Source organism: Bradyrhizobium sp. CCBAU 45394 (assembly GCF_028128655.1).
Classification (GTDB): domain Bacteria; phylum Pseudomonadota; class Alphaproteobacteria; order Rhizobiales; family Xanthobacteraceae; genus Bradyrhizobium; species Bradyrhizobium diazoefficiens.
Window position 1 is genome coordinate 1 of sequence record NZ_LBIX01000142.1, and the last position, 26,342, is coordinate 26,342.

The window sequence follows — 26,342 nt, forward strand, 5'->3', positions numbered from 1 at the left end:
CCTTGGCAACGGGTGCGGGGATTTCGATCGCGGTCTCGCGGAAGGCGCGCTCGAGCTCGTCGAGCGACACTTCGCCCGGGCGCAGCGGGCGCTCCAGGGTCTGGTCGATCAGCGAACCCGTGGTCATGTCCTTGGCCGGCGCGGCGGCGGCCGGAACTTCCGGCACCAGCGGCGGGGCGTCTGCAACGGGAGCGGCGCTGCCAGCCGCCATTGCGGCCATGCCCTGCTCGACCATCGCTTCCAGCTTGTCGATGAGATCGCGGTCGGTGCCCTCCGGCTCGGCTTCGGTCGCCTCGAGGCCGGCGAGGATCTCCTTGATGCGGTCGATCGAGGACAGGATCACCGTCACCGCCTGCCCCGTCACCGGCATGCCGTCACGGAACTTGCCCATCAGCGTCTCGCCGGCATGCGCCAGCGCTTCCAGTCGCGGCAAGCCGAGGAAGCCGCACGTCCCCTTGATGGTGTGGACCAGGCGGAAGATGTTATCCAGGATCTTGGCGTTGTTCGGCTCCTGCTCGAACTTCACCAGCTGATTGTCGACGGTGTCCAGGCTCTCGCTGGTCTCCGTCAAGAACTCCCGCAACAGATCATCCATGAGCTACGCCTTACTGAGCTGGACTTCGACGCCTGAGCCACGCTTGGCATCGACGGAGGTCCCCGTCTGGATCGTTAGACATCCCCTTTCACGGTCCCGTTAATTTCATCCTCCGTGCTAATACGGATATTGAAGAGAAGTTTGCGGTTCGGTCACATGCGGCAACGCTTCTCGGTAAAATCGGCACCGAACCGTCGCGAAAAGAAGCGTTAGGTAAACGCGCCGATAACAGCGCGACGACGCGCGCGAAAAAATCCTGCTCGTGAAGGACGATATGCACGGCCCACGTGAAATCGAAGCCGATCGGGAGCGCTCTCGCGACCGTCGCGGCGTGCCCTGCCGGGATCCGCAAGGCCCGCGTTTGTGGTAAACAGACGCTTACCCCGCCGCTACGACGGCCTGCGCTGCGCTAACCAGGCGCGCGGCCGAGGCAACGTCGTCGTAGCGGTGCTCCGCGAGGCAATCGTTGATGGCGGCGCGCAGCGCGTGCGGCGTGAACGGCTTGCGCAGACGGCGTGCCGCGCCGAGCTTGAGCGCCATCCGGAGGAAATCGGGAGCGGGTGAATTCAGATTTGCGAAAGCGTAGCCGGACATCGCGATCAACGGAATGGTGGGCGCCCGCTCGTGGAACACCCTGATCGATTCGAAGCCGCGCATGTGCGGCATGAAGATGTCGATGATCATCAGATCGAACTGTCCGTGTTCGAGAGCGCGCAGTCCGACCTCTCCTCCTTCGGCAATCGTCACCCGAAAATGGTTTCGCTGAAGATAGACCTCGATGGCCATGCACACCATCGGGTCGTCGTCGACAACGAGAATATGGCGCAGACTTTCTGCCCGTTTGAGCTTCCCGTTTCGGCGATTCAATAATTGAACCGTGGGGCACGCCTTTCTCCTCCGGTTGGGATCGAAGAACTGACGGTCGCGAACGTCTTTGGCGAAGCCAGGAGGACGGAAACGACGGACGCGAAATCTGCAGCCATGCGGCGCCATGAATCGGCGCGATGTCCGGTCGCTGTAACCACTCGTCCAATAGACGAGGCTGCGCGGACTGACCGGTGTCCGATCGCCGCGCGGATGCAGTGCTCCCGGCTCATGAAGGCCCCCTGCCACTTTTTCCGGCGCGCCCTCACAGGACTGGCGCGAAGGTTCTCGAGCGAATCAGCGCGCTGTACTTATTTCCGCCGCAAATGCGGCAGCCTGTCTGCCCTCTAACGGGTATATGGACAGCACCACAACCTGTACAATATGCTTTTGTTGCCGTGCAACTGAACGACGCAACAGGGCGCTGCATCGATCTTAGGTCGAACGCGCCGGAATTGATCCTGAATGACCACGAGCGGCTTCCCGCCCAATCAGTTGCTGCAAATGCTCGATGCGGCAGATTTCGACCTGCTGCGCCCCCATCTTGCGACGGTCGAAATGGTCAGGGAATCTGTCTTGGGCGAGGCGGGCGCCGCGTTGCGATACGTCTACTTCCCGCACGGCGGGTCCGTTTCGATCACGCTGGGCTTGTCCGAAGGACAAATGATCGAGATCGCAATGCTGGGGCGCGACAGCGTCGTGGGCAGTGGCGCGGCGCTTGCCGACGGCATCGCGCCGGCGGACGCGGTCGTGCTCTTCCCCGGCACGGCTTCCATGCTTGAAACCGCGGCTTTCCGGACGATCGCCGCCGCGAGCGTCCCGTTTCGAAATCTGATGGTGCGTCATGAGCAGGTCCTGCTCGCGCATGCGCAGCAATCGTTGCTCTGCAATACGCTGCACCCGGTCGAGGCCCGGCTGGCGCGCTGGCTCTTGCGCGCCCGCGACCTGTCCGACAGCGCGATCCTTCCGCTGACACAGGAGACGCTGGCACAGATGATGGGCGTGCGGCGCAACGCCATTTCTCTCGTCGCGCATGCACTGCAACGGGCCGGCATTATTCGCTACACCCGCGGGCAGATCGAAATCATCGACCTGCGCGCGCTGGAGACAACGTCCTGCGACTGCCATTCGGCGGTCAAGGCCACCCATTCACGCCTGCTCGGAGCGCCGCGGTGACGAGAAGTCGATGCGACCGTTCTGCATGCCGAGGTGCACACAGCGCCGCGAAGGTGACCGTCGCACTCGGACAACTTGTCCCAATTGCCTATATATCCCGACGGGAACATGATGGAGCTTGCCCGTGCCGGGATCCGCAAATTCGCTCTCGCAAGTCCCTGCCTGACGAGACGGGAGGCAGTTTTGGAAACGATGGTGCGTCCGTCCAACGGTTTCCTGTCCGCGCTCACGGCGGACGATTATGAGCTGATCCGCCCATATCTGCGCACGGTCGAGCTGCCGCACGAGGCCGTGCTGGTCGAGACCGGCGAGACGCTCAAGCGCGCGTTCTTTCCCCACCGCGGCGTCATCTCGCTGGTGGTGAACCTCGCCAAGGGCGAGCATGTGCAGGTCGCCATGATCGGCCGCGACAGCCTGCTCGGCACGCTCTCGACCATGGGCGATACTTGCGCGCTGAACACGGCGATCGTGCTGGTTCCCGGCGTCGCGTCGGTGATGGATCTCGACCGGCTGCGCATCGCGGCCGACCAGAGCGGCACCCTGCGGACGTTGCTCACGCGCCACGGGTTGGCGGTCTACGCTCAGGTCCAGCAGACCGCGGGCTGCAACGCCGCCCATCCGGTGGAATCGCGGCTGTCGCGCTGCCTGTTGCACACCCATGATCTGTCGGGCGACTACCGGCTGCTGCTGACCCAGGAGGCCATGGCGCAGATGATCGGGGCGCGGCGCAACAGCGTGTCGCTGGTCGCCAATACCTTGCAGCAGGCCAATTTCATCCACTACAGCCGCGGGCACATCCAGATCCTGAACCTGGACGGCCTGCGCCAGACCGCGTGCGAATGCTACGCCACGGTGAAAGCCCAGTACGACCGGCTGCTCGGCCAGCGCTGACCGGCGCCGTCGCGTGGTAAACCTGCGGCTAACGCCGGCCTGCAAACACCTGCCGTCCCGCTACCGGAACTGAAATTCAAATGCCGTAGACACGGGCCGGACCTCGCGCCGGACGCGCCGCGCGACAAACGGACCGTGACCAAGGCAGGCAAAGCCATGTTTGAAATGACCGCTGCGCCTGCGCAGGCAGCGCTCGATGCCGAGCCCGCGCGCGAGCCGGGCGCGTACGCGGCGCTGGTGCGCGAGATCGGCGAGGACGGTGCCGGCGAAGTACGCGCCGTGTTCTGGAGCGAGACCTGCGCGCGCCTGCAACTGTTCCGCACGCTCGCGCTCGCGCAGCACCACGCGAAGATCGCGCGCGAAGCGCATTCGCTGAAGAGTGCGGCCGGGACGTTCGGCTATGCCAGGCTCGCGGCGCTGGCGCTGCGGCTGGAGAAGACCGCGGAGACGCTCGGTGAGGCCGAATTCGGTGATCTGCTGGAGCGCATGGATGCCGCCTACGCCGCCGCGCGCGCGCAGGAGCCGCAGGCATAGCGAGACCGATGCAACCCCGCCGTACTTCTACGGTTTGGGATTTTCACAGATGGCTAATCATAGGTGGCGATAGTCGCGGGAAACCAGGAGGGTTTCCATGTTCACCTACGAGACAGTGGACCAGAAGGAGGTCCGTCGCTTCCGTATCGCGCAGTTCAACGGCCGGATGGCGACGGTGAAGGCTGGCGAGTCGACGGTGACCGGCTTCGTGCGCTCGGTGCTGGAGCAGGAATCGAGCACCCCTCCCCGCTGGACCATCACGATCATTCCGAACGCGCCGAAGGAAGAGATCAAGCCGCTGCGCCCCAGCTCGCGCGCGCGCGCCTTCTCCGAAGACTATTTCTGAACGCGATCGGCTTCTCCCGCCCCCGCGCCGCCACCGGCGGCGCAAGACAAGAACCTCAATCGATTGAATGCAGCAGCGCCGCGCGGACGAGGTCCGCGGTATTGCGCGCACCGAGCTTGCGCATCGCCTCGGCGCGATGGCTCTCAAACGTGCGCGGACTGATCTGCATCCGAAGCGCACCCTGCTTGTTCGAATAGCCCTCACTGATCAGCCGGAGCACCTCGCGCTCGCGCTTGGTCAGCCGCTTCTGGCCCGACAGGCCCAGGAGTTCGGGACTCGGCACGCGCTGCGCCTGCGGCGCACGGGCGATCTTCGCTTCGGCGTCCTCGATCCGGGGCGGGATCGGCGAGTCAACCTTGTGGGGGCCGGCAAGCTGCTTGACCAGGCCGCAAACGCGCTCGGTCTGCGTCAGCGCATTCTCCACCACCCGCTGCAAATAGGCACGGTCGCCCGTAGCCGGCGCGAGCTGATCGCTGTGATGCTTGATCTCGCCCATGTAGAGCAGGAGCGCAGTCAGGGGGCCGTTGAGCTCGCGGGCGATGGCAGCGGCCATTTCGTCTGCGGCCTTGGCGCGAGCGGCGTTCAGGCGGACGAAATCGAGCTCTTCAGCCGGAGCAGTGCTGCTTTCGTACCATTCCGACGGCCGCGAATCGGTAGCCGTATCGTTCTGTGACCCCATGTGACCTGTTTAGCGGAACCCGGGCCGATCTGTGGTTAACTTTTTGCTCCGTAAGACTACGGTAATTTTGGCAGTTTTGCGCTAAAACACCGGCGTCGGCACAATTTATGCTTGCGCGAAGCTTGCCTTGACCATGCAAGGGTTGAGAATTTCGCCCACTTCCTGGGCAGACGGGCCGAAGCCTCCTTAACCGCCGTCGCCCGGACGGTCCTCCGCCGCCCCCGGATTTTACGGATAAATTAACGGCGACTTGCTTCTCTAGAGCCCGATTGAGAGCGCGCAAATGCCTCCATGCATTGAGCCCGTAGGCTTGCTGGAATCGTTGCGGAAGATTGCGTGCCATGAACGAGATCGATCGGCTGACCGAATTCTTGCAGAGGCTGACGCCGCTGTCGCGCAGCTGTCTGCTCAGCGAGCTCGAACGGCTCGAGCTGTGCGGCATCGACATGCCGGGCTCGGCCGACGTCCAGGCCCGCCTGCGCGCCGAGTTTCGCAAGGACGGTTCGACCCAGGCGCGCGCCACCAGCCCCTCGCGTTATTTCTTCGCCCCGCTCGAGCTGCTGCTGATCGACGGCGCACCCGAGCATGCCAATATGGGGCGAATTTCGCGCAACACCCTCACCCCGATCTGGGAGTGGATCTGCCGCGATCTGCTGCCGACCATGGCGCGCGACTACATCAAGGCGATCAACGACCAGGTCGCCGCCAACAACCCGAAGGAAGTGCTGAAGGTTGCGTCGATCTTCCAGACCAAGGTCGTCAAGGTCCTCGAGAACACCCTCGCATCAGCGGAGAGCGCCGAGTTCGCCCGCGGCAAGCTCGCGCAATACACGGCTTCGCGCAGCGCCTTCGACGACGTGAAGAAGATGCAGCAGGTGCTCCGCGCCGGCGCCGCGCTGCCGAAGTTCAATGAAAAGCTGCCCGAGAAGATCGCGAAATTCGACGACGGCCAGGTTGCCCAGATCACCGCGCAGCTCGATGCCTTCAAGAAGGCTCATCCCGAGGCGCTGCCCTTCGCGCTGGCGCTGGTGGCGCGGCGGCTGAAGACGTCCTGGCAATTGGTGCGCCTCGCCACCAGGGCCGCCGCGAGCAAGAGCGCGGCCGAGGTCGCTGCCGCGCCCTATGCCTGCGTCGTTGCCATGGTGCTCGACCGGCTCGACGACAAGCGCCTCGCGCTCAGGATCGCTCTCCGGCACAACCGGGTGCTGGTCGCCCGCGACCTGCTCGCCGAAATCTACGACACCGAATATGCGCTCAAGGTCCGCATCGACGGCATCGAGAATTGCGAATGGGGCGTCCGCCTCCAGCAATTGATGGACGCGATCGCGGCGCTGGTGGCCGCCGAGGTAAGCCGCTTCCCGGCCAATGTCGGACACATTCTCGGCTCGCGCCGGCTACGCAGTCACGATACGCTCGGCGGCAAGCTGTCCTACCTGGCGTGGAAGGGACGCGATGCCGTGCAGGACGGCGCGGCAGCGTTTCGCAAATTGATCGGGCAGACCTGACATCCGGCAGCGCACTCAATGCGCGCGCGGCAGGCACAGGAAGCGATCGAGAAATCGCCCTGACAGCACGAACCTGAACCACCAATACAATATCCGCCGCGTCGTCATTGCTGCGATCCTCGACAGCCCACCACCGGCTGCCTGGAGCAATAGCGCAGGTGCAGCAAACCGCATGTGATCTGCTTCACACTTGCGCCGTCGCGGCCACGCATTGTCGCAGAACCGTCACGAGAAGAGGCGGAACATGCGCGCATCGCGCGAAAATGAATTCTTCGGCCGTAGCTGCCGCTCTTATCCTCCGATGCACGGCATGAGCATTGGGAAGGAATCCGCGATGAGATCGAACCGACGGACATTGACGATGGCGGTCCTGCTTGCGGGCGCGCTGGCGCTCACATCGACGACGATGGCACAGACGTCGCCGCCGCAAGGCAATGCCGCGCCGACCGCCGACAACGCCGTGCTGCTCACCGTCTTCTTAAAGCACGACCAGTCCCGCCCGCTCAACGAGCTGAATGCGCAGCTCGATAGGCAGGGATTCCACAAAGCGTTTCCGCCGCCCGGAATCGAGGTCGTGAGCTGGTACGTGATGATGGGCATCGGCCAGGTGATCACGCTGCGCCTGCCGGCTTCGCGGCTGCGCGAGGTCAATCGCGTCATCGAGGATACCGCGTGGGGCTCGTACCGCACCGAGTTCTATCCGACCTATGATTACAAGGCGGTCGGGATGGCTCAGCACGACAAAGCCACAGCCAATTGAGGCGAGCGTTATTCAATTGGGCGACACGCGAACGGCTTCGTCCAATTGCAGGACACCGGTCTTGATCTCGCCGCGGCCGCATCTTTCAAAAATCTCTCGCGATGACCGTGTCATGCGCCCGTCACGCACGGTCAGACGTAAAGATTCTTCGAAGAAGATCCGAACAATTTTAGGAATGATGAGGGCTTTAACGTTACCCAGATAATCCGACGATCGACTGAAGCCCTCCATATTTGAAACTGCTCCCATCGCTAACACCGTCGCGGAACGGGAGTGGTTTGCGATGAACGATCAAATTGTAGAACTCGCCGGCGGAAGGCCCAGAACCTTCGGACGGCGAAAGGTAACGCCGCGCGCTTGCGTCGCCGACGGCAAGCGCCATCTGCGTGCTTTCCTCGCCGAGGTGCTGGAGGATCTCGGCTTCGTCACGACCGAATGCGCCAGCGCGGAGGAGCTGCAAACCGTACTGACGCGCGAGCTGCCGGATCTGATCCTGCTCGGAATCGCCGCCGACGGCATCGAGCCCGGGACATTTCTGCAGACGCTGGTTCGCGAGGCATTCGACGGCAAGGTTCTCGCCGTCGGCGCCCGCGAGTCGATCATCGTCAGGGCCGTGCAGCAGGTCGGCGAGGAATATGGCCTTGCGATGCTGCCGCCGCTGACCACGCCCTTTGCCGCCGAGACGCTGCGCGAGCGCGTCGCGATGCTGCTGCCGGAGGAGCCGGCGCCGAGCCCGGCCGTGCATGTCGGCGAGGCCCTGCATGCCGGCTGGCTCGAGCTCTGGTATCAGCCCAAGATCGACGCGAGGACGCTGATCCGCAACGGCGCCGAGGCACTGGTGCGGATCCGCCACCCGACCTGGGGCGTGGTGCCGCCCGCCTATTTCATCCCCGAGGCGCACGATCCGCATCTGCGCGACCTGTCCGAATTCGTGATCGGGCGCGCCGTGCAGGACTGGCACTATCTGCTGGAGCACCAGAGCCCGGTCGATCTCTCGATCAACCTGCCGGCCTCGTATCTGAAGGAGCCGCAGGCCGTGCGCGATCTCTGCCGGCGCGTGCCGACGCATCCGGCCTTCGGCGGACTGACGATCGAGATCGACAGCGAGGAGGCGATCCGCGACCTCGATCACCTCGCCGAGGTGGCGCGGGAAGTGCGCCTGCACAATATCGGCCTGTCGATCGACAATCTCGGCGCCAACTGGCCGTCGCTGATGGACCGGGACAGGCTCCCCTTCATCAAGCTGAAGGCCGATCGGCACTTCGTCACCGGCAGCGGCAATGACCGCCTCAAGCGCACGGTGTGCCGCCACATCGTCGAGCTTGCGCAGGGCTACGGTGCGTGCGCGATCGCCGAAGGCGTCGAGAGCCGCGCCGACCTCGTCGCCGCGAACGAGCTTGGCTTCGACTTCGTGCAGGGCTTTCTGTTCGGCAAGCCGATGCCGCTGAAGAAGTTTGCCCGTTCGACGCTGACGAAGACGGTGATGGAGTGAGCGCGTTCGCGGCGATCGCGCTCGCAAGCGTGCACTGTCGATTGCTTCGAAGCGCTTCCGGCGTGCCACGCGCGAGTGTCGTGATCCCGCGCGCGTTCGCCGTGATGCAAGGCAATTCGGAGAACTACGCTGTTGCCGCGCGAACATCCGTCGGCTGCGGCAATGGGCTGTCGTCAGGCAAACCGCCGCGCGAAGAAGACGCAGACGACCACGAGCGCGGTCGCGGCGATCATGCTCCATGCGACCGGCTCATGCAGCAGGAAGCCGGCAAGCGCGAGACCGAAGAACGGCTGGAGCTGCTGCAACTGACCGACGCGCGCGATGCCGCCGATCGCAAGGCCGCGGTACCAGAAGATGAAGCCGACGAACATGCTGAAGATCGAGACGTAGGCGAGCCCGATCCAGGCCGGCGCACCGACGCCGCTCCATGTCGACGGCCAGGTCAGGATCGCGACCGGCACCATCAGCGGCACCGCAAGCAGCAGCGCCCAGGAGATCACCTGCCAGCCGCCGAGGCGGCGCGACAAAGCGGCGCCTTCGGCATAGCCGAGCCCGCACAGCACGATCGCGGCGACCATCAGCAGATCGCCGGCGAGTGACGCCGAGCCGTCGTTGGAGAGAGCAAAGCCACCCACCGTGGCGCTGCCGAGGATCGCGAACAGCCAGAACAGCGGTCTTGGCCGCTCGCCGCCGCGCAGCACGGCGAAGATCGCGGTCGAGAGCGGTAAGAGGCCGATGAACACGATCGAATGCGCGGAGGTGATGTGCTGGAGCGCAAGCGCCGTCAGCAGGGGGAAGCCGACCACCACGCCGACCGAGACGATGGCGAGCGAGGCGAGATCCTTTCGCTGCGGCCGCGCCTGACGGAGCAGGCCGAGCACGGCCGCGCCTATCAGCGCGGCGATGACCGCGCGCGCCGACGTCAGGAACAGCGCGGAGAAGCCGCCGACCGCCACGCGCGTCGCCGGCAGCGAGCCGCTGAAGATGATGACGCCGAGAAGCCCGTTGCCCCAGCCGCTGCCCGCCGATTGCATGTCCGCCTCGCCTTCTTGGGCAGCGATACTCGGCCTTCACCGGTGGCAAGAACAGCCACAATCCAGTACAATCCGGCCAAACTGTATGGGTATGGAAGGCAGTACACCTTGGACAGCGGGGCGCTGACGAAAGGCCGGGGCGGCACCCGGACCGTTGATGTGATGAGCGCGATCCGCGCCAAGGTCGCGGGCCGCGCGCTCGGTGCCGGCGACCGCCTGCCGTCGATCCGCAGCCTTGCCGCGACGATGGGCGTCTCGCCCTCCACCGTCGTCGAGGCCTATGATCGCCTCGCCGCCGAAGGCCTGATCCGCCCCCGTCGTGGCTCCGGTTTCTACGTCTCGCCGACCGTCACGCCGCCCCTTGCGTTGACCGAGGTCGAGCCGCGCCGCGACCGGGAGGTCGATCCGTTCTGGGTTTCGCGGCAATCGCTCGATGCCGACGAAAGCGTGCTCAAACCCGGCTGCGGCTGGCTGCCGCCGGAGTGGATGCCGGAAGAGGCCCTGCGCCGCGCCGCTCGCGCGCTCGCCCGCACTGATGCGAGCGTATTGACCAATTACGGTTCGACATCCGGCTCCCTCGCCCTGCGCCGGCTGCTGCTGACGCGGCTCGCAGAAGACGCAATCGAGGCTTCGGCCGACCAGTTGATGCTGACGGGTTCAGGCACGCAGGCAACCGACTTGATCTGCCGCTTCCTGCTGCGTCCCGGCGGCACGGTGCTGGTGGACGATCCGTGCTACTTCAATTTTCGCGCGCTGCTGCGAGCGCATCAGGCCAGGATCGTCAGCGTGCCCTACACGCCGTCGGGTCCGGATGTCGCGCGCTTCGAGCAGATTCTCGCCGGCGAGCGGCCACGGCTCTACATCACCAATTCAGCGCTGCACAATCCGACCGGCGCGACGCTCTCGCTCCAGACCGCGCACCGGCTGTTGACCGCGTCCGCGGCGCACGACCTCACCATCGTCGAGGACGACATTTTTGGCGACTTCGAGCCGGAGCGCTCGCCGCGCCTGGCCGCACTCGACGGCCTCAATCGCGTGATCCGCATCGGCAGCTTCTCCAAGACGCTGTCGGCCTCGGTGCGCTGCGGCTACATCGCAGGGCGCGCCGACTGGATCGAGCATCTCGTCGATCTCCAGGTCGCAACCAGTTTTGGCGGCCCGAGCCCGGTCGCGACCGACATCATCGCCAGGGTGTTGGCCGGCGGCAGCTATCGCAAGCACATGGACGAGCTCAGGCAAAGGCTCACGCGCGCCCGGCGCGAGGTGGCACGCAAGCTCCAGGCGCTCGGCATCGAGCCCTGGCTGATGCCGCGCGGCGGCTTCTTCCTCTGGTGCCGTCTCACGGGCGGACAGGATGCTACGTCCGTTGCGCGCGCGGCACTCGAAGAGGATGTCGTGCTCGCACCGGGCAACGTGTTCAGCGTGTCGCAGACCGCGCAGGACTTCATACGATTCAACGTCGCGCACATGAGCGATCCGCGGATGTGGGACGTGCTGCGACGGGCGCTGAAGGCCAAATGATCAGCGCCTAGGACGCTGGTTTGAGGTCGAGTCGAGTTCGGCCAACAGCGGTGCTCTCTCCGTTCCCTCCGTTGGGGCAGCAGGCGAGTCTCATCTCATCGGGTCTTAATACCACGGCTCCTCGTACACCGGTTCGCCGTCGAGCAGCAGGCGCTTGATCGCGGCGCGGCCTGAGGGCAGCACGGCGGCGACGACCCGCAGCTTCTGCTGGTTGCGGGCCTGCTCGAGCTTCTTGCCCTCGCCTTCGGGCACGAAATAACTTTCGAGACCGTATTTGATTGTGAGCTTGTCGCAGAAGGTGCGGCCGGGCGAACCACAGGAATAGGGGACACGGCCGCGGATCAGCACTTCGGGCGCCGTGACCGCGACAGGCTCGGCGTGAACCGAGACGGCCTCGTAAAGCCCGTTGGCATTGGGCGCCAGCTTGACGAACACAACGGAATTGCGCTCGGCGGCCGGCTTGCCCGCGAGCGCGCCGGCCGGCAGTTGCGAGATGTCGTAGCGGAGCACGACATAGTCGCCGCGCAAGAGATCGCGGGGATCGACCGGCTGCGTCTGCAAGGTCACCTCACGGCCTTCGCGCAGGATCTGCATGCGATCGGCGACCATCAGGACCAGCAGCACGCATTGGACCAGGATGGCGACGCCGAACAGCACCGCTTTCGGAATGCGCTGCCAGAGCCTGGTGACGGACGCGACCAGTTCCATCATCGCCCCGCCCTCGGCAGTGCGCGATTGAGCGCGGTTGCAAATGCGACGGCAACGACGCCGGCCGCCGCAAGGAAGGCCGAGCGGCGCAGCAGCGAGCCCTTCACCGCCCAGGTGATGCCCGCGATGACGCCGGCGATCCCGAACCAGCCGGCCACGATCCGCGGACGCACATCATCGAGCATGCCGGAGACGACGAGGCTGAGCATGGCACAGAGCAGCGCAGCGTAGGCGAACCAGGGCTCTCCGGCGGTGGATACCGGCCACAGCGGAGCTGCGAGCAGGGCGAGCCCGATTGAACATCCTGCAAGGATTTCACCTGCGCGCTTGGTGATCCCGGCGGACGCGAGAGCGAGGATCACACCCGCAGCCCCGCACAGGATCGCCCAAAGCGGCTGGGCTGGCGCACTGCCGGTCCGGAAGCGGATGATATCGTCGACCGTCGTCACCTCCAGGAAAGCGACCACGGCCAGCGAAAACGCCCCGTAAATCGATAGAACGGTCCCGAGACGAAGCGCTCTCGGCGACGGCGCTGCGGCGATCGCGAGCCCGGCGCCGAACAGCAAGGCGGCGCCGTTCGCGAGCACGAATGACGGCTGAGCACCATCGAATTCGAAGCGAAGCGACGTCGCGATCCACCACGGCAGCACCGCGATCGCGACGAGGTGGGCCGCGACGCGGGAATTCCACGCAAACGCAAGAGCGGCGGCGAGGAGCCACACCGCCACGAACGGAAGATGCAGCGCGTCCGGCGCGTCGTAAGTCCGCATGCAGGTCCAGATGCAGGCGGCCACGAGGGCGACCGCAAGCGCGCCGCGCGATTCGGTCAGCAGCGCCGCTGCAAATGCGCCGATCGACCACAGCAGCATGCCGCCGGCAAAATCCTCGCCGAGATGGTACATCTGACCGACCAGGGCAATACCCGCGCCGAAGATGACCGCGCCGATGCTCGCGCAGAGATCGGCAAGAATCGTGCGCCCCTTCGCCGCGAACCACGCCCCAAGGCCCCCTGCGACGACCATGCCGGCAAGCAGGATTCCGAACCGCAGCAGCCGCGCGATCTCCGTCCAGTGCGCCGCGACGAAGGCGAGGAAAGCTGCTGCGATCAACAGGCCGCCAACGATGCCGACGACCACCGCGATGTTGACGCCGGGCGACAACGGCGGCAGCGCATTGCGGATCGAGACGGCGGCCGCCGGCGCGATCACGCCGTCCGCTTCCCATTGCGCCAGATCAGCTTCGAGGCGCTGCCGGTAGGTTTTGTCGAACATCGTCGTGAATCACCTCGCTCCCAGCCGGCCGGCGGGCTGCTGTTGGTCGGGCCGCGACGGTAGCAGGTTCAACCCGTCACTGCTGCGGTTGCGGCACACCGGGTTGTGGATTGCTGCGCAGTCAGCCGACAAGGCTCCGTTCGCGGATCGCCTGCGCACCCGCGAGAATGCCGCGCTGGAGCGCGCGTGCGGCCGGCGACAGATCGCGGCCGATGCGCCAGGAAGCTGCCCTCGCGGACGGTGCTGACAAACGGTCCCATAGCCTGAAGGCGATCTATCTTTTCATATTCTGCAAAAGAGATGCTCGGACTGCGCCAATGGTTTGAAGAGACTCAAGGCTGTAGCCTTCGGTCAACATGGCCGTAAACGGCCACGCTGCAACGGGGGGACTGCATCCATGGAATTCTTGGCGCAGCAGCGCGGCTATCATCAGACCTCGCGACAGGTGATCAACGACGCGGTCGAGCAGACCGGCGCGCGCAGCGGCCTGAGCGGTCGCCCCGTCGGGACGGTGAGGAGAGCGCTCCTGTGTCTCGTCGCTGCGACGACGCTGGCGCTCCAGGCCGGCGCCGCGGGGGCCCAGACGGCCGCGGAATCCTGGCCGAACCGCGCGATCACCTGGGTGGTGCCGTTCGGGGCTGGCGGCGTCACCGACCTCGTCTCGCGCAAGATCGCGGAGCTGCTGCGGACGCGGCTTGGGCAGCCGGTGGTGGTGGAGAACCGACCCGGCGCTGGCGGGACCATCGGGACAGAGTTCGTTGCCCGGGCCCAACCCGACGGCTACACCGTGCTCTACGCCTCCGGCGGGCCTATGACGATCCAGCCGAACCTGGGGCTGGCGAAGCTCAACTACGACCCGCTCAAGAGCTATATCCATGTCCGCGGCGTGAGCTCGGCAAACCAGATCCTCGTCGCAACCTCGGCAGCGCCCTACAGCACGCTGGCTGAGTTCGTCGCCTACGCGAAGACCAACCCGGGCAAGGTCAACTTCGGCTCCCCCGGCCCCGGCACCGCCCAGCACCTCGCCGGCGAGATGTTCCAGGCGGCCGCCGGCATCAAGCTGACCCATGTGCCCTACAAGTCGGGCTCGAGCCAGATGACCGACATGATGTCGGGCATCCTGGACGTCTCCTTCGACTACCTCACCGTGCTCAGGCCGCTGATCGACACCGGCAAGGTCAAGGTGCTCGGCACCACCGGCACGGCGCGGCTGGCCGCGTTGCCCGACGCGCCGACGGTGCTCGAGGCCGGCTACCCGGACGCCGTCAGTGTCGGTTCGACCTGGGTCTCGGTCCCGGCCGGGACCGACCCGAGAATCGTGGGCAAGCTCTCTGAGGCGCTGGCCGCGGTGCTCGCCGACCCCGGCATCGTCGCGGACCTCGCCACCAACGGCCAAGTGTCGATTGCCGACAAGGGGTCGGCCGAGATGGGACCGTTCATCGTCGAGGAGACCGCACGCTACAAGCGGGTGATCGAGAGCGCGGGCATCGCCGCGCATTAGCTCAGGCGCACGGTTGCCGGCATCGCACACTCGAGGGAGCGGCCGTCGGCGTGGCGCCGACCGATCGTGATGCCAGTTCTAGTTCGCCTTGATGCCGGCTTCGCTGATGAGCTTGCCCCATTTCGCGCTTTCGCTTTGAATGAAGCGACCGAACTGCTCCGGCGACATTGGCGCGGGCTCTGCGCCGAGGGTCCTGATCTTCTCGGCCACGGACGGGTCCTTCAGGGCTTTCGTGAAAGCCTCGTTCAGCCTGGCGACGATGTCGGCGGACGTGCCGGCCGGCGCAACCAGCCCGAACCAGCCGACGGATTCGAAACCCGCAATGCCGCTCTCGGCCAGAGTCGGCACATCCGGCAGGGATGCAAGGCGGCGCGCTGAGGAAACGCCGATCGCGTTGAGCTTGCCTTCGAGGATCAGTTGCTTCGATGCGGGAATATCCAGCACAGCAAAGGGGACATGTCCTGCGAGGACGTCGACCGTCGCGGGCGCGGTCCCGCGATACGGGACCAGCTCCATGGCGATCCCGGTCCTCTGCGTAAACAGCGCGGCCGTCAGATGCATGGCCGTCGAATTGCCGCCATGTCCGATCGACAGCGCACCCGGCTTTGCCTTGGCGAGCGCGACCGTCTCCGCCGTCGTGTGCGCAGGTATGTTCGCGGAGGCGACGAGCACGAAGGGAATTTCCGCAAGCAGCGTGATCGGCGCGAGATCTTTCAGCTCGAACGGCATCGACGAATTGAGATGCGGGTTCACCGTCAGCGCGCCCGCCGGCGCGACGCCGAGCGTGTAGCCGTCGGGCTTGGCCTGCGCGACCGCGGCCATGCCGATGTTGCCTCCAGCGCCTGCGCGGTTCTCGATCACCAGGCTCTGCTTGAGCTCGGCGGTGACGAGCGGCTCGAGCGCACGGATCACGGTGTCGGCGCTGCCGCCGGGCGGGAAGGTCACGATGATCTTGATCAATTGCTCCGGATAGGCGGCTTTGCCCGCCGTCAGCGGCAGCACGGCGAAAGTCGCGACCGTCAGCACGGCCAGAATGCGGCGCCTTGCAACGTGAAACACGTTCCCCTCCTCGGTACGTTCTTGCTTGTGAACCACGACCGGGCCGCCTTCGCCGCCAGACCGTCCGCTTCAAGCCGCCTTACGCTGCAGCGCCGGTGATGCGCGCCAGCAAGCCTTGTGGATCCGCGGGCGCGACCTGCCCGCGCCAGGCGATGTGCTGGTCGGGCCGCGCCAGCACCAGCTTCTCGGCATAGGTGCCGTTCGCCTCATCGGGCGCGATGTCGACCAGCGCGAGCGGGATGCCGCGCTCCCTTGCGGCGGATTGCAGCCGCGCCACATCGATCGCCGGGTCGAACCGCAACAATGTGTAGCCGGCTCCGAATGCATCGTAGAGCGATCGTCCGTCGCGCAGGAACAGATGCGGCGCGCGGGCGCCCGGCACAGTGGAGGGCGTGAAGCTGCCCATCGCGTAAGCCGGCGGCGTTTCGCCGTCATAGGCAATGATCGGCGAGGCATCGTAGTAGTAGCCGAAATTGAGACCCGCGCAGCAATATTGCTGCACGTTGAGATCGTAAGCCGCCCTGGCCAGCGTTGCGCGCGCCGCCTGGCCGCGCGGCGTGTCGTCCTCGATCTCCGCGGACACGCCGCCGCGCTGCGCCATCATCTTCATCGCGTGGTCCATCGCGAAGCGCGACACCTGCTCGGTGATGGGCTGACGCTCCGCTTCATATGCGTCGAGGATCGAAGCCGGCGCCCACCCGTTCAGATGCGCCGCCAATTGCCAGCAGAGATCGACAGCGTCGGCAATGCCCGCATTCATGCCGTAGCCGGCATAGGGCATCCACAGATGCGCGGCGTCGCCACAGATGAAGACCCTGCGGTCGCGGAAGCGATCGGCCACGAGGCGACGCCCGACCCAATCCTCCTTGCTGAGGACGCGGTATTCGAAGCGCTCGTCGACGCCGAGGATGGCGCGGATCGCCCAGTCGCGATCGACCGAATCGAACTCGGGCTCGTCGGGCTTCAGATGATTGTGGATCAGCCAGCGGTCGTGGCCGTCGATCGCAACCGTCGTGCCCGAGCGTCGCGGGTTGAGCGAGAGCACCATCCAGGCCGGCTTGTGCGCGCCCATCAGCTCCTTGAGCTGCGGGGCTTCGATGAAGGTCGATTGCACGCGCTGGATCACCGGCGTGCCGGAGAGGCTCGCGCCGATCGATTTGCGAACCAGGGAACGGCTGCCGTCACAGCCGATCACGAAGGACGCTTCGATGCGAAGCGAGCTCCCGCTGTCGAGGTCGCGCGCCAGTGCGACCACATGGTCGTCGCCCTTTTCGATGTCAGTGATTTCCGTGCGCGCCAGAATGGTGATGCGCGCTTGAGCGGCCGCATGGCTGAACAGGATCGGCTCGAGGTAGACTTGGTTGATCCGGTGCGGCGGCTCGGGCGTCGGCCACCAGGTGTCGGGACCGCCGGTTGCGCTGTAACGGCGCGCGCGGGAGGGAATGTCGATGCGGCACAGCTCGATGCCGGTCGCCGTGGTCCGATAGGAGCAATCGTTCGGGAAGTCCGCCGGCAGGCCTGCGTCGCGCAGCTTTGCGGCGACGCCGAGCCGGCGGAAGACTTCCATCGAGCGCGCCGAGACGTGATTGCATTTGACGCTGGGCGGATCGCCGGCATGGCGGATCTCCGCGACGACGACGTCGATCCCGCGCGAGGCCAGATCCATCGCCGCGGTCAGTCCCACGGGCCCGGCGCCCACGACCAGCACCTGTGTCCTCATGCTCGCCTCCGCTCCCCTTGCCGTACGGCGGATTCTCCGACCGCGCGGCATGCATTTTATTGCAGACTCGCTTATGAGATAAGCCAGAAAGAACTCATCAATTCATGAGCCCTGCCTATGAATGTCACTTTGCGCCAATTGCGGGCCTTCACCGGCGTCTATCGCACCCGCAGCATCACGCGGGCCGCGCGCGAGCTCGGGATCACGCAGTCGGCGGCGAGCCTGTTGATCCAGCAGCTCGAAACCCAGCTCGGCGTCAAACTGTTCGATCGCTCCACGCGTTCGGTGCAGCCGACCTTGGCGGCCGACGAGGCGTTCCATTCCGCCGAACGGATGCTGGGCGATGCGCTGGGCCTGTCACGGCGCATGCGCGACCTCGCGCAAGCGCGCGCCGGCCGCGTCGCGTTTCTGGCATCGGCCGGCGCCGCCTCGGCGCTGCTGCCCCTGGTGCTGGCGAAATTCCGTGCGGCCCATCCCGACATCGAGATCGACATGCGGGATGTCGCCGCCGACGATCTCGTTCCGCGCCTGATCGCAACCGACGCGGAGTTCGCCATCGGCAGCGTGGAAGGTGAATTCGCGGAGATGACGATCGAGACGCTGACCCGCGGGCGCCTGAGCGCGATTGGCCGGAGCACAGCCGACTTCGCCGCGCGGCGCGCGCTGACATGGGACGAACTGGCACAGCTCCCGACGATCGCGATGCGGCGCGAGACGCGGATCCGCATGCAGATCGATCAGGCGCTCGGCGCGCAGGGCAAGCACCTCAATCCAACCTATGAGGTGACGCTGATCAACACCGCGCTCGCTATGACCGCGCAGGGCCTCGGCCTCGCCATTCTCCCCGCGACGATGCTGCCGGCCGATCAGTTCCCGACGCTGATCGCAAGACCGCTGATCCGCCCGGCCATCACCCGGCCGGTGTCGCTGCTGCAGCGTCAGGGCCGGACGCTGTCGCCGGCCGCGCAGGCGTTCGTGGCGATGGCGCGGACGGTGCTGGCGGGTCCGTAATCAATGTAACCCCTGCTCGGGCTACTCCGCCAGATTGTGCTGCTGCCAGCGCAGCAGATAGGCCTGCAATCGCCAGATCAGCGCGGACAGCGCAACGCCGACCAGCATCAGCACGATGACGGCGACCATCATGCCCGAGGCCTCCGCGCGCGCTTCGGACTCGATGATCAGGCGTCCGATTCCGCGTTCGGCGCCGATGAACTCGCCGACGATCACGCCGATCAGGGCGAAGGAGATCGCAGGCGTCAGCGAGGCGAAGACCCAGGCCATGGTCGATGGGATGACCACCGTGCGGGTGATCTGCCACTCGCTGGCGCCGAGCAGCCGCGCCGCGTTGACAAAGCCCTCGTCGATCGATCGTGCGCCTTCGAACGTATTGAAGAACACGAGGAAGACGACCACGATCCACGACGTCACGACCTTCGAGGTATCGCCGATGCCGAAGGCCAGCACGATGATCGGCGCCAGCGCGATGCGGGGAATCGAATTCACCGCCGTGATGAACGGCTGGAAGATCGCGCTCAGCCGGTCCGAACGGCCAAGCACCAGGCCCGCGGCAAAGCCGCTGCTCACGCCGGTCACGAAACCGAAGAAGGTGTTCTTCAGGGTGACGGCGGTCGCGATCCAGAGATTGTTCTCGGATCGTGCCATGCAGCGGGCGAATTCGCCATTGAACCAGCCGTTGAACACGCCGAGCTTGGACTTGAGACAGCTCAGGATCAGGAAATGCTCGAAGATGTCCGAGGGTTTTGAGACGAAATAGGGGTCGAGCAGATCAGGCACCAGCCAGGGGAGCCGGCCGTGCAGATCGTAACCCCATTGCCAGATCGACAGGAAGCAGGCGCAGATCGCCATTTGCCAGGCCAGGGTCCTGCCGGCGTTGCGAGCGCGTCTCATGGCTTGCGGCCCTTGATGAACTCTTCGCCGAGCGAGTGCCAGATCAGCTGGAACAGCTCGGCATAACGCGGCGTCTCCCGGATCTTCACCGCATTGCGTGGGCGGGCAAAATCCACATCGAAACTCTCCTTGATCCGGCCGGGCCGCGCGGAGAACAGAATGATGCGGTCTGCCAGCGTCAGGGCTTCGCCGAGATCATGGGTCACGAACAGCACGGTCTGCTGCTCGCGTTCCCAGATGCGAAGCAGCACGTCGTGCATGTCGATCTTGGTGTGGGTGTCGAGCGCGCCGAACGGCTCGTCCATCAGCAGGACCTGCGGCTCAACGACCAGCGTTCGCATCAAAGCGGCGCGCTGGCGCATGCCGCCGGACAATGCAGAAGGGTAGGCGTTGCCAAAGCCCTCCAGCCCGGCCTGCACCAGGCAGGCACGGACACGCTCCTTTCGCTCCGCCACCGGGACGCCCGCCAGCTCCAGGCCGTAGCCGATGTTGTCGGCGACTGTCCGCCAGGGAAACAGCGTATCGCGCTGGAACACGTAGCCGACGTCAGACGTCGCCCGTCCGGGGACAACAGGCGTTCCGTCGATCAGAATCTGACCGCTGGTCGGCTTGACCAGTGTCGCTATCATGTTGAGGACGGTGCTCTTGCCGGAGCCGGATGGCCCGAGCAGGGCGACGAATTCGCCGCGCCGGACATTGAAGGAGACGTCGCGCACCGCCTCGATGGCGGTGCCCGCCAGCTGGAAAGTCTTGCACAATCCGCGCACGTCGATGCGCCGCATCTCAGGCGGCGCGTCGGCGTGCGGCGCATGTAAGGCCTGCACGCTCAAGCCGGATAGGCCTTGCGTGCCGCTTCGATGAAACTGGTGGTGACGACGTCGGCCATGGCGAGCGGCTTGATCCCGGTCATTTCACGGAACCAGACCTTCTGGCCGCGTGCAAAACTCTCCGCATCGATGACGCATTCGTAGTCGGTGACCTTCTTCATGATCCCAATGTCGAAAACATTCGCATCGCGCGACGTGCTCCCGACATAAGGCTCGATCGCATCGTAGATCTCTTCGGGGGAGTGCCCCTTGATCCACTGGGTCGCGCGCCACAGCGCCGTGACGAACGCCTGCATCTTCTGCGGGTCCTTGTCGATGGTCGACTGCAAGGTGAAATGAGACGTCACCGGGACCTTGCCGCCGATATACTTGGCCCAGACCGCCTCGTCGGTTCCGTCGAACAACAGCGCGCCCCAGCCCTGCTCGATAGAATCCTTCAGGATCGACGGCGAGTTGATGAGGACATCGACCTGTTTCGTTTTCAACGTCCCCATCATGGTGTCGACATTGCCGGTGCCGATCCAGGTCACCTTGTCGTCGAGCCCCATGGTTTCCATGTAATAGGAGGCCCAGACGTGGTTGGTGCCCCCAAGCGACGACACCGCAACGATCGGCTTGCGTCCGTCAGGCCGCTTCCACTTCGCCAGCGCCTCCAGCGTGGTGATGCCCTGATCGAACAGATCCTTGCGGATGATGAAGATCGCGGCGTTGCTGCGGGTATCGACCGGCATCAGCACGCGCGCGCTGCGGCCGTGATTGCTGAGCTGCATCGGGTGGGTGATGTCGCCGATGCCGATATCTCCCTGGGACGAAGCAATGATCTCACGGGTCTTCACGCCGCTGCCGCCCTGGATCAGCTTGCAGTCGAGGCCGGCCTCCCTGAAGAACCCGGCACGGTCGGCGACGAATTGGGACTGATACACCGGAATGGCCACCGGGTAGATCACGCGGCCCGACGGGGTATCCGCCCACGCCCGCCCCGCCGCCATGGAGACACCGGCGCCAGCGACAATCGTCAGCGCCGACCGTCTTGTGACCCGAGTTCTCATCACGCGTGCTCCCTCTCCTTGCCGACCACCTTGTCGAGCGCGTTCAGCACCGCATCGCCCATCTCCTGGGTCGAAAGTCTTTTTGCGCCGGGTTCGGCGATATCGGCCGTTCTTGCGCCGGCGGCCAGGGCCGTATCCACGGCCTTCTCCAGCAGCGCGGCATCATCAGGCCGATGGAGGGTAATGCGCAACATCATTGCGACGCTGAGGATCGAGCCAAGTGGATTGGCGATGCCCTTGCCCGCAATGTCAGGCGCGCTGCCGTGAACCGGCTCATAGAGCGCCTTGCGACGTCCGAGCCGGTCCGGCGGCCCGAGCGAGACCGACGGCAGCATGCCGAGCGAGCCCGACGCCATCGCCGCGCAATCGGAGAGAATGTCTCCGAAGATATTGCAGGTCACCATGACGTCGAATTGCGAGGGTGCCCGCACGATCTGCATCGCGGCGTTGTCGACATAGAGATGCGTCAGCTCGACATCGGAAAACTCCGCTTCATGCAGCGCGGTGACCTCCTCGCGCCACAGCACACTGGTCTCAAGCACATTGGCCTTGTCGACGGAGCAGACCCGGCCCTTGCGCGTCCGTGCCAGCTCGAACGCGGTTCGCGCCACCCGGCGGATCTGGCTGGTGGTGTATTGCTGGGTGTTGAAGCCGCGGCGCTGGCCATCGGGCAGCGTTTCGATGCCGCGCGGCTCGCCGAAATAGATGCCGCTGGTGAGCTCGCGGATGATGATGAAGTCGACGTCCTTCAGCACCGCGGCCTTGAGCGGCGCGGAGTCCGCCAGCGCCGGATTGGCGACGATGGGCCGGAGATTGGCATAGAGGTCGTATTTGCTGCGCAGCGACAAGAGGCTTCCCGCCTTGCGCGCGGCCGGTGGGACCTCCGTCGTCTCCGGGCCACCGGTCGCGCCCCAGAGGATCGCGTCGGCCTCCTCCATCGCCTCGACGGTGTCATCCGGCAGCACCTTGCCTGTCGCGAGATACGGGATCAGACCGTATTGCGCTTCGCGCAGAATCACCGGAGCGCCGCGCCGGTCCGAGAACCATTCGAGAATGCGATGGGACTGATCGGTCACTTCCGGACCGATGCCTTCACCACCGACCACGGCCACCTTGATCGTGTTCGAGAGCGTGTTCATGCCTGATGTCCTGCAAAGTGAATCCACGGCCGCGCGGTGTGGTCGGATGCCTGGAATCCGCGGATCTCTTGGTCGCGCCGCAAGGTCAGCGAAATCTCGTCGAGGCCTTCGAGCAGGCCCGCACGTCTGCGCGGATCAATCTCGAAGACGTGCCTTAACCCCGATGGCGAGGTGACCGTCTGCTCCTGCAGATCGACCGTGAGGCGTCCCGCGCCCTGGCTCGCTTCGATGTCGGCGGCGAGGCTGTCGATGATGGCCTTGTCCAGCACCACCGGCAGGATGCCGTTCTGGAAACAGTTGGCGAAGAAAATGTCGCCGAAGCCGGATCCGATGATGGCGCGGATACCCATCTCCAGCAGCGACCACACCGCCGCCTCGCGCGATGAGCCGCAGCCGAAATTCGGACCCGTGACCAAAATTTCCGCCGCGCGATACGGCTCGCGATTGAGGATGAACTCCGGATTGTCCGAGCCATCAGGCAGATAGCGGAGCGAGCCGAACGCCCATTTGCCGAGACTGCCGCGGACGGAATTTCCGATCATGCGATTGATGCTGATGATGACGTCCGTATCGACATTGGTGCGCATGATCGGCGCGGCAATCGCGGTCAACTTGGTAAAGGGCTCCGCCATCTAGCGCTCCATGGTTCGGACATCGGCGATGGCGCCGGAGACCGCCGCCGCCACGGCCATGGCCGGGCTCGCCAGATGGGTGCGGGCACGCGGCCCTTGCCGGCCGATGAAATTCCGGTTCGACGTCGAGACCGAGCGCTGGCCGGGCGGCACGGTTTCGCCGTTCGCGGCGAGGCACATCGAGCATCCGGGCTCGCGCCATTCGAAGCCCGCGTCGATGAAGATCTTGTCGAGCCCCTCGGCCACCGCATCGCGCTTGACGGTCTCCGAACCCGGCACGACCCAGGCGCGCACGCCGGGCGCGACCCTGCGGCCGCGCGCGACCTCGGCCGCGGCGCGCAGATCGCTGAGACGGCTGTTGGTGCAGGAGCCGATGAAGACCCAATCCACCGGCGTGCCGGCGATCGGCACACCCGGCATCAGGCCCATATAGTCGAGCGCGATCTCGATCGCGCCGCGGCGCGCCGGATCGGCAATGTCCCGGGGATCCGGGATGCGGCCATCGACACCGAGGACATGTTCGGGACTGGTGCCCCAGGTGATCTGCGGGATGATGGTTGCGACATCGATCGACACCTCGCGATCGAACATTGCGTCGCTGTCGCTCCGAAGCGTCCGCCACGCCGTGACGGCCCGCTCCCACATCTCACCTTGCGGCGCGTAGGGACGTCCCCGGACATAATCGAACGTCGTCTGGTCCGGCGCGATCAGCCCCATCTTGGCACCGAGTTCGACCGACAGATTGCAGATGGTGAGCCGCCCTTCGATCGGCATGTCCCTGATCGCGCTGCCGGCATACTCGACCGCATAACCGGTGCCGCCGGCGGCGCCGACATGGCCGATCAAAGCGAGGATGAGATCTTTCGCCGTGACACCGAACGGCATGCGGCCGTCGAACGTCACGCGCATGGTTTTCGGCCGGCGCTGGATGATAGTCTGGGTCGCCAGCACATGCGTGAGCTCGCTGGAGCCGATGCCGAAGGCAAGCGCGCCGAGCCCGCCATGGGTGCAGGTGTGGCTGTCGCCGCAGACGATCAGGCAGCCGGGCAGGCTGAGACCGAGCTCCGGCCCGATGACATGGACGATGCCCTGCCCCGGCTGGTCGATGTCGAACAGCCGGATGCCGCTGGCGGATGTCTCGGTCCGCAACGCCGCCAGCAGCTCCTGCCCGGTCGTGATCGTGCCGGCGCGCCCGGACGCCGTGGAAATCGCATGATCGGGCGTGGCAAAAGTCAGCTCGGGATTGTGGACCGGGAGGTTGCGGCTCTTGAGGTCGATCAGGCCGCGGGAGCCGCCGAGATCGTGCAGCAGATGACGATCCACATGAAGCAGATCGGTGTCATCGCTGACATGGGCGATGACATGCTGGTCCCAGATTTTGGCCAGCAGCGTGCGACCACGCGTGTCCACGATCCGTCCTCCCCTGATCGGCATCTGATGTGCCGTAGTGCCGCCGATCATGCCGACCGAGGGCAATCCTGGGAAGCAGGATAGAAGCGCGTCCCGCAAATGTGCAGTGACGGTTTGGCAGGGTGCCATCGCGGCCGGCGATGGCAGGCGATGGCAGGCGTTGACACGGGCGATGTCAGCCCCTGCTGCGGACGACCGTCAGCCGGTCGGAGACGCTGCTCGTGGTGAGACCCGTATCATCCTGGGTCCGCAAATGGTCCACCAGCAGCTTCGTCACCGGCGGCAACGATTTGTAGTCGCGCACGCCCATGACCAGCTCGCGTCGCGCCCAGGACTCATCGAGCGCGACGGTGACGAGGCTGTCGACACCGTAGCGGCCGCGAACGATCTCGAGCGGCACGACCCCGACCCCCATCCTGGCATCGATGACGCGGAACAGCGCATCGAAGCTGCTGACGCGGATGCGCACCTTCAGGTGCTGCCCGAGAGCGGCCGCCGCCCTGACACACAGCGTCTCGATCGAGCTGCCCTTCTCCAGGCTGACGAAGTCGAAATCGACCAGCTCGCGGAAGCGAACGCTGCTGCGACCGGCCAGCGGATGGTCGCGCGTGACCAGCGCGACCAGGCTGTCGCTGCGATAGGACAGCAGCTCCAGATCCTGTGCGTCGATGTTGCCGCCGAAAATGCCGATGTCGGCCCGGTTCTCCATCACCGCGCGCACGATCGCGGGGCTTAGATCCTCCTCGATGTCGATATGCACCAGCGGATGCCGCTCCAGGAACAGGCTGAGCTCGTCGGCGAGAGCTTCGAGGATCGCGGACTTGTTGGCGCAGACCCGGATCAGCCCGCGCTTGCCCTGCCGGTATCCGGTCAATTCGGTCTCGAGCCGGCTCAGGTTTCCAAGGACGATGCGGGCATGCTCGAGCAAGGCAAAGCCGGCCGGCGTCGGCTCGATCCCCTTCGAATGGCGATGCAGCAGCTCGACCTGGAAACGGTCCTCGATATCCGAGATGCGCCGGCTGACCGCGGACGCGGCGATGTTCTTCTTCTCCGCCGCCTTCGCGATGCTCTGCTCCTCAACGATCGCCACGAAGAGCTGCAGCGTCAGCAGATCGATTTTGGCCGTCATCCGTCGGGTCCTCGGGGCGGGCTGTCATGACGGACATTGTGGAGAAGCTTGCCGCCCCGCCGCAAGTGCGGTGTCGGATTGCGGTCCCCTGGAGGCGACACCAGAAGCTGCTGCGATCTTGAGGATTCAGTGCTTGAGGCGAGGCTTTGAGGCCGATTGATATGGCGGAGAGGGAGGGACTCCGCAGGCCGTTTTCGCCCACGACGCCAATTACCTCGATAAAACAACGCGGTTCGGCGGGTTACGACTACACTGACGACTACATTGTGGACTACCGCAGCGATCAGCAGCACAGAATCGCGCGGTCGCCAACGCCAGTCAATAACCTTCGGGCCGGCCTGCCGGGACGTTTGATTTCATAGTTGACGCGGTGCTGCCCGCCAGGGGCCACCCCCCAAGCAGAAAGAAACTGGCCGCTCTCGTCGGCAAAAACGCGTCACCAAAGCCAGGATTGGCTGCTCGGATCTTCCGTCGCAGAAACTGGCAGGCGCTCCTGGACGATCAAAAAGCCGAGTTCCACCGACGTCCGATCGATGTTGCGGTTGAGCGAGATACCCAACAATGTCCGGGCCCAACAGAACGGTCGAGATCC

27 protein-coding genes are annotated in these 26,342 nt (G+C 65.3%); 10 read left to right on the plus strand and 17 right to left on the minus strand.

The genetic code is table 11. From position 1 onward, the window contains the following. Both WN73_RS14230 and WN73_RS14235 read right to left on the minus strand, forming a co-directional pair. Window positions 1-595: Hpt domain-containing protein (locus tag WN73_RS14230; RefSeq protein WP_271553353.1), on the minus strand; the 595-nt coding region annotated here is incomplete at its 3' end. A gap of 378 nt (window positions 596-973) precedes the next feature. Beyond that, a complete protein-coding gene (locus tag WN73_RS14235) occupies window positions 974-1,588 on the minus strand; it encodes a response regulator (RefSeq protein ID WP_271553355.1) in 615 nt (204 codons plus the stop codon). Between the two features lie 336 nt (window positions 1,589-1,924). Here WN73_RS14235 and WN73_RS14240 point away from each other — a divergent pair, with 336 nt between their 5' ends. The 4 genes from WN73_RS14240 (at window position 1,925) to WN73_RS14255 (ending at window position 4,406) form a co-directional block, all read left to right on the plus strand. After that, window positions 1,925-2,635, plus strand: coding sequence for a Crp/Fnr family transcriptional regulator (locus WN73_RS14240; RefSeq protein ID WP_271553356.1), 711 nt, complete (start codon window positions 1,925-1,927; stop codon window positions 2,633-2,635). 192 nt (window positions 2,636-2,827) lie between these two features. Then, complete coding sequence (locus WN73_RS14245; RefSeq protein ID WP_171901173.1) at window positions 2,828-3,526, plus strand: Crp/Fnr family transcriptional regulator; 699 nt, start codon at window positions 2,828-2,830, stop codon at window positions 3,524-3,526. A 156-nt stretch (window positions 3,527-3,682) separates the two neighbouring features. Continuing rightward, window positions 3,683-4,060, plus strand: a complete 378-nt coding sequence (locus WN73_RS14250; RefSeq protein ID WP_161536924.1) for an Hpt domain-containing protein — start codon at window positions 3,683-3,685, stop codon at window positions 4,058-4,060. A gap of 97 nt (window positions 4,061-4,157) precedes the next feature. Further along, a complete protein-coding gene (locus tag WN73_RS14255; RefSeq protein WP_060909763.1) occupies window positions 4,158-4,406 on the plus strand; it encodes a hypothetical protein in 249 nt (82 codons plus the stop codon). A 55-nt stretch (window positions 4,407-4,461) separates the two neighbouring features. On the opposite strand, the gene WN73_RS14260 is transcribed toward WN73_RS14255, so the two are convergent. Beyond that, window positions 4,462-5,085: a LuxR family transcriptional regulator gene (locus WN73_RS14260; RefSeq protein WP_271553358.1), complete on the minus strand. Its 624-nt coding sequence runs from the start codon at window positions 5,083-5,085 to the stop codon at window positions 4,462-4,464. 341 nt (window positions 5,086-5,426) lie between these two features. Here WN73_RS14260 and WN73_RS14265 point away from each other — a divergent pair, with 341 nt between their 5' ends. Both WN73_RS14265 and WN73_RS14270 read left to right on the plus strand, forming a co-directional pair. Continuing rightward, complete coding sequence (locus tag WN73_RS14265; RefSeq protein ID WP_271553360.1) at window positions 5,427-6,590, plus strand: hypothetical protein; 1,164 nt, start codon at window positions 5,427-5,429, stop codon at window positions 6,588-6,590. Window positions 6,591-6,924: 334 nt separating this feature from the next. Then, on the plus strand, window positions 6,925-7,350 hold the full coding sequence (locus WN73_RS14270) for a hypothetical protein (protein ID WP_271553361.1): 426 nt from the start codon (window positions 6,925-6,927) through the stop codon (window positions 7,348-7,350). Window positions 7,351-7,362: 12 nt separating this feature from the next. Here WN73_RS14270 and WN73_RS14275 read toward each other — a convergent pair whose 3' ends face one another. Next, window positions 7,363-7,581: a hypothetical protein gene (locus tag WN73_RS14275; RefSeq protein WP_131234228.1), complete on the minus strand. Its 219-nt coding sequence runs from the start codon at window positions 7,579-7,581 to the stop codon at window positions 7,363-7,365. A gap of 52 nt (window positions 7,582-7,633) precedes the next feature. Here WN73_RS14275 and WN73_RS14280 point away from each other — a divergent pair, with 52 nt between their 5' ends. Beyond that, on the plus strand, window positions 7,634-8,842 hold the full coding sequence (locus WN73_RS14280; protein WP_028174835.1) for an EAL domain-containing response regulator: 1,209 nt from the start codon (window positions 7,634-7,636) through the stop codon (window positions 8,840-8,842). Window positions 8,843-9,015: 173 nt separating this feature from the next. On the opposite strand, the gene WN73_RS14285 is transcribed toward WN73_RS14280, so the two are convergent. Beyond that, window positions 9,016-9,876, minus strand: coding sequence for a DMT family transporter (locus tag WN73_RS14285; protein WP_271553362.1), 861 nt, complete (start codon window positions 9,874-9,876; stop codon window positions 9,016-9,018). Between the two features lie 162 nt (window positions 9,877-10,038). Between WN73_RS14285 and WN73_RS14290 the strand changes: the two genes are divergently transcribed. Then, entirely contained in the window at window positions 10,039-11,397 is a 1,359-nt protein-coding gene (locus WN73_RS14290; RefSeq protein ID WP_271553363.1) for an aminotransferase-like domain-containing protein, read from the plus strand. A 105-nt stretch (window positions 11,398-11,502) separates the two neighbouring features. On the opposite strand, the gene WN73_RS14295 is transcribed toward WN73_RS14290, so the two are convergent. The 3 genes from WN73_RS14295 to WN73_RS14305 form a co-directional block, all read right to left on the minus strand. Continuing rightward, window positions 11,503-12,108 (minus strand): GDYXXLXY domain-containing protein, encoded by a 606-nt coding sequence (locus WN73_RS14295; protein WP_271553364.1) that lies wholly within the window; start codon window positions 12,106-12,108, stop codon window positions 11,503-11,505. After that, window positions 12,105-13,376 (minus strand): DUF2157 domain-containing protein, encoded by a 1,272-nt coding sequence (locus WN73_RS14300; protein ID WP_271553365.1) that lies wholly within the window; start codon window positions 13,374-13,376, stop codon window positions 12,105-12,107. The genes WN73_RS14295 and WN73_RS14300 overlap by 4 nt, the downstream gene beginning before the upstream one ends. A 121-nt stretch (window positions 13,377-13,497) precedes the next feature. After that, window positions 13,498-13,626 carry a hypothetical protein gene (locus WN73_RS14305; RefSeq protein ID WP_271553367.1) on the minus strand — a complete coding sequence of 43 codons (129 nt, stop codon included), beginning with the start codon at window positions 13,624-13,626 and terminating at the stop codon, window positions 13,498-13,500. A gap of 147 nt (window positions 13,627-13,773) precedes the next feature. On the opposite strand from WN73_RS14305, the gene WN73_RS14310 reads away from it, so the two are divergent. Next, entirely contained in the window at window positions 13,774-14,877 is a 1,104-nt protein-coding gene (locus WN73_RS14310; protein WP_271553368.1) for a Bug family tripartite tricarboxylate transporter substrate binding protein, read from the plus strand. Window positions 14,878-14,955: 78 nt separating this feature from the next. Here the strand turns inward: WN73_RS14310 and WN73_RS14315 are convergent, their stop codons facing one another. Both WN73_RS14315 and WN73_RS14320 read right to left on the minus strand, forming a co-directional pair. Next, window positions 14,956-15,936 carry a Bug family tripartite tricarboxylate transporter substrate binding protein gene (locus WN73_RS14315; protein ID WP_028174841.1) on the minus strand — a complete coding sequence of 327 codons (981 nt, stop codon included), beginning with the start codon at window positions 15,934-15,936 and terminating at the stop codon, window positions 14,956-14,958. A gap of 79 nt (window positions 15,937-16,015) precedes the next feature. Further along, a complete protein-coding gene (locus tag WN73_RS14320; protein ID WP_039186375.1) occupies window positions 16,016-17,656 on the minus strand; it encodes an FAD-dependent oxidoreductase in 1,641 nt (546 codons plus the stop codon). A gap of 117 nt (window positions 17,657-17,773) precedes the next feature. On the opposite strand from WN73_RS14320, the gene WN73_RS14325 reads away from it, so the two are divergent. Then, window positions 17,774-18,667 (plus strand): LysR family transcriptional regulator, encoded by an 894-nt coding sequence (locus tag WN73_RS14325; protein ID WP_011083242.1) that lies wholly within the window; start codon window positions 17,774-17,776, stop codon window positions 18,665-18,667. A 21-nt stretch (window positions 18,668-18,688) separates the two neighbouring features. On the opposite strand, the gene WN73_RS14330 is transcribed toward WN73_RS14325, so the two are convergent. The 7 genes from WN73_RS14330 to WN73_RS14360 form a co-directional block, all read right to left on the minus strand. Continuing rightward, on the minus strand, window positions 18,689-19,564 hold the full coding sequence (locus WN73_RS14330; RefSeq protein WP_028174843.1) for an ABC transporter permease: 876 nt from the start codon (window positions 19,562-19,564) through the stop codon (window positions 18,689-18,691). After that, window positions 19,561-20,346, minus strand: a complete 786-nt coding sequence (locus WN73_RS14335; RefSeq protein ID WP_049832547.1) for an ABC transporter ATP-binding protein — start codon at window positions 20,344-20,346, stop codon at window positions 19,561-19,563. The genes WN73_RS14330 and WN73_RS14335 overlap by 4 nt, the downstream gene beginning before the upstream one ends. A gap of 44 nt (window positions 20,347-20,390) precedes the next feature. Then, a complete protein-coding gene (locus WN73_RS14340; RefSeq protein ID WP_060909754.1) occupies window positions 20,391-21,440 on the minus strand; it encodes an ABC transporter substrate-binding protein in 1,050 nt (349 codons plus the stop codon). Beyond that, window positions 21,440-22,579: a 3-isopropylmalate dehydrogenase gene (leuB, locus tag WN73_RS14345; protein WP_271553369.1), complete on the minus strand. Its 1,140-nt coding sequence runs from the start codon at window positions 22,577-22,579 to the stop codon at window positions 21,440-21,442. Before leuB ends, WN73_RS14340 begins: the two co-directional genes overlap by 1 nt. Then, window positions 22,576-23,211, minus strand: coding sequence for a 3-isopropylmalate dehydratase small subunit (gene leuD, locus WN73_RS14350; RefSeq protein WP_271553371.1), 636 nt, complete (start codon window positions 23,209-23,211; stop codon window positions 22,576-22,578). The genes leuB and leuD overlap by 4 nt, the downstream gene beginning before the upstream one ends. Continuing rightward, on the minus strand, window positions 23,212-24,645 hold the full coding sequence (leuC, locus tag WN73_RS14355) for a 3-isopropylmalate dehydratase large subunit (RefSeq protein WP_442868802.1): 1,434 nt from the start codon (window positions 24,643-24,645) through the stop codon (window positions 23,212-23,214). A gap of 151 nt (window positions 24,646-24,796) precedes the next feature. Next, window positions 24,797-25,750 carry a LysR family transcriptional regulator gene (locus tag WN73_RS14360; RefSeq protein WP_028174848.1) on the minus strand — a complete coding sequence of 318 codons (954 nt, stop codon included), beginning with the start codon at window positions 25,748-25,750 and terminating at the stop codon, window positions 24,797-24,799. Between the last annotated feature and the right edge of the window lie 592 nt (window positions 25,751-26,342).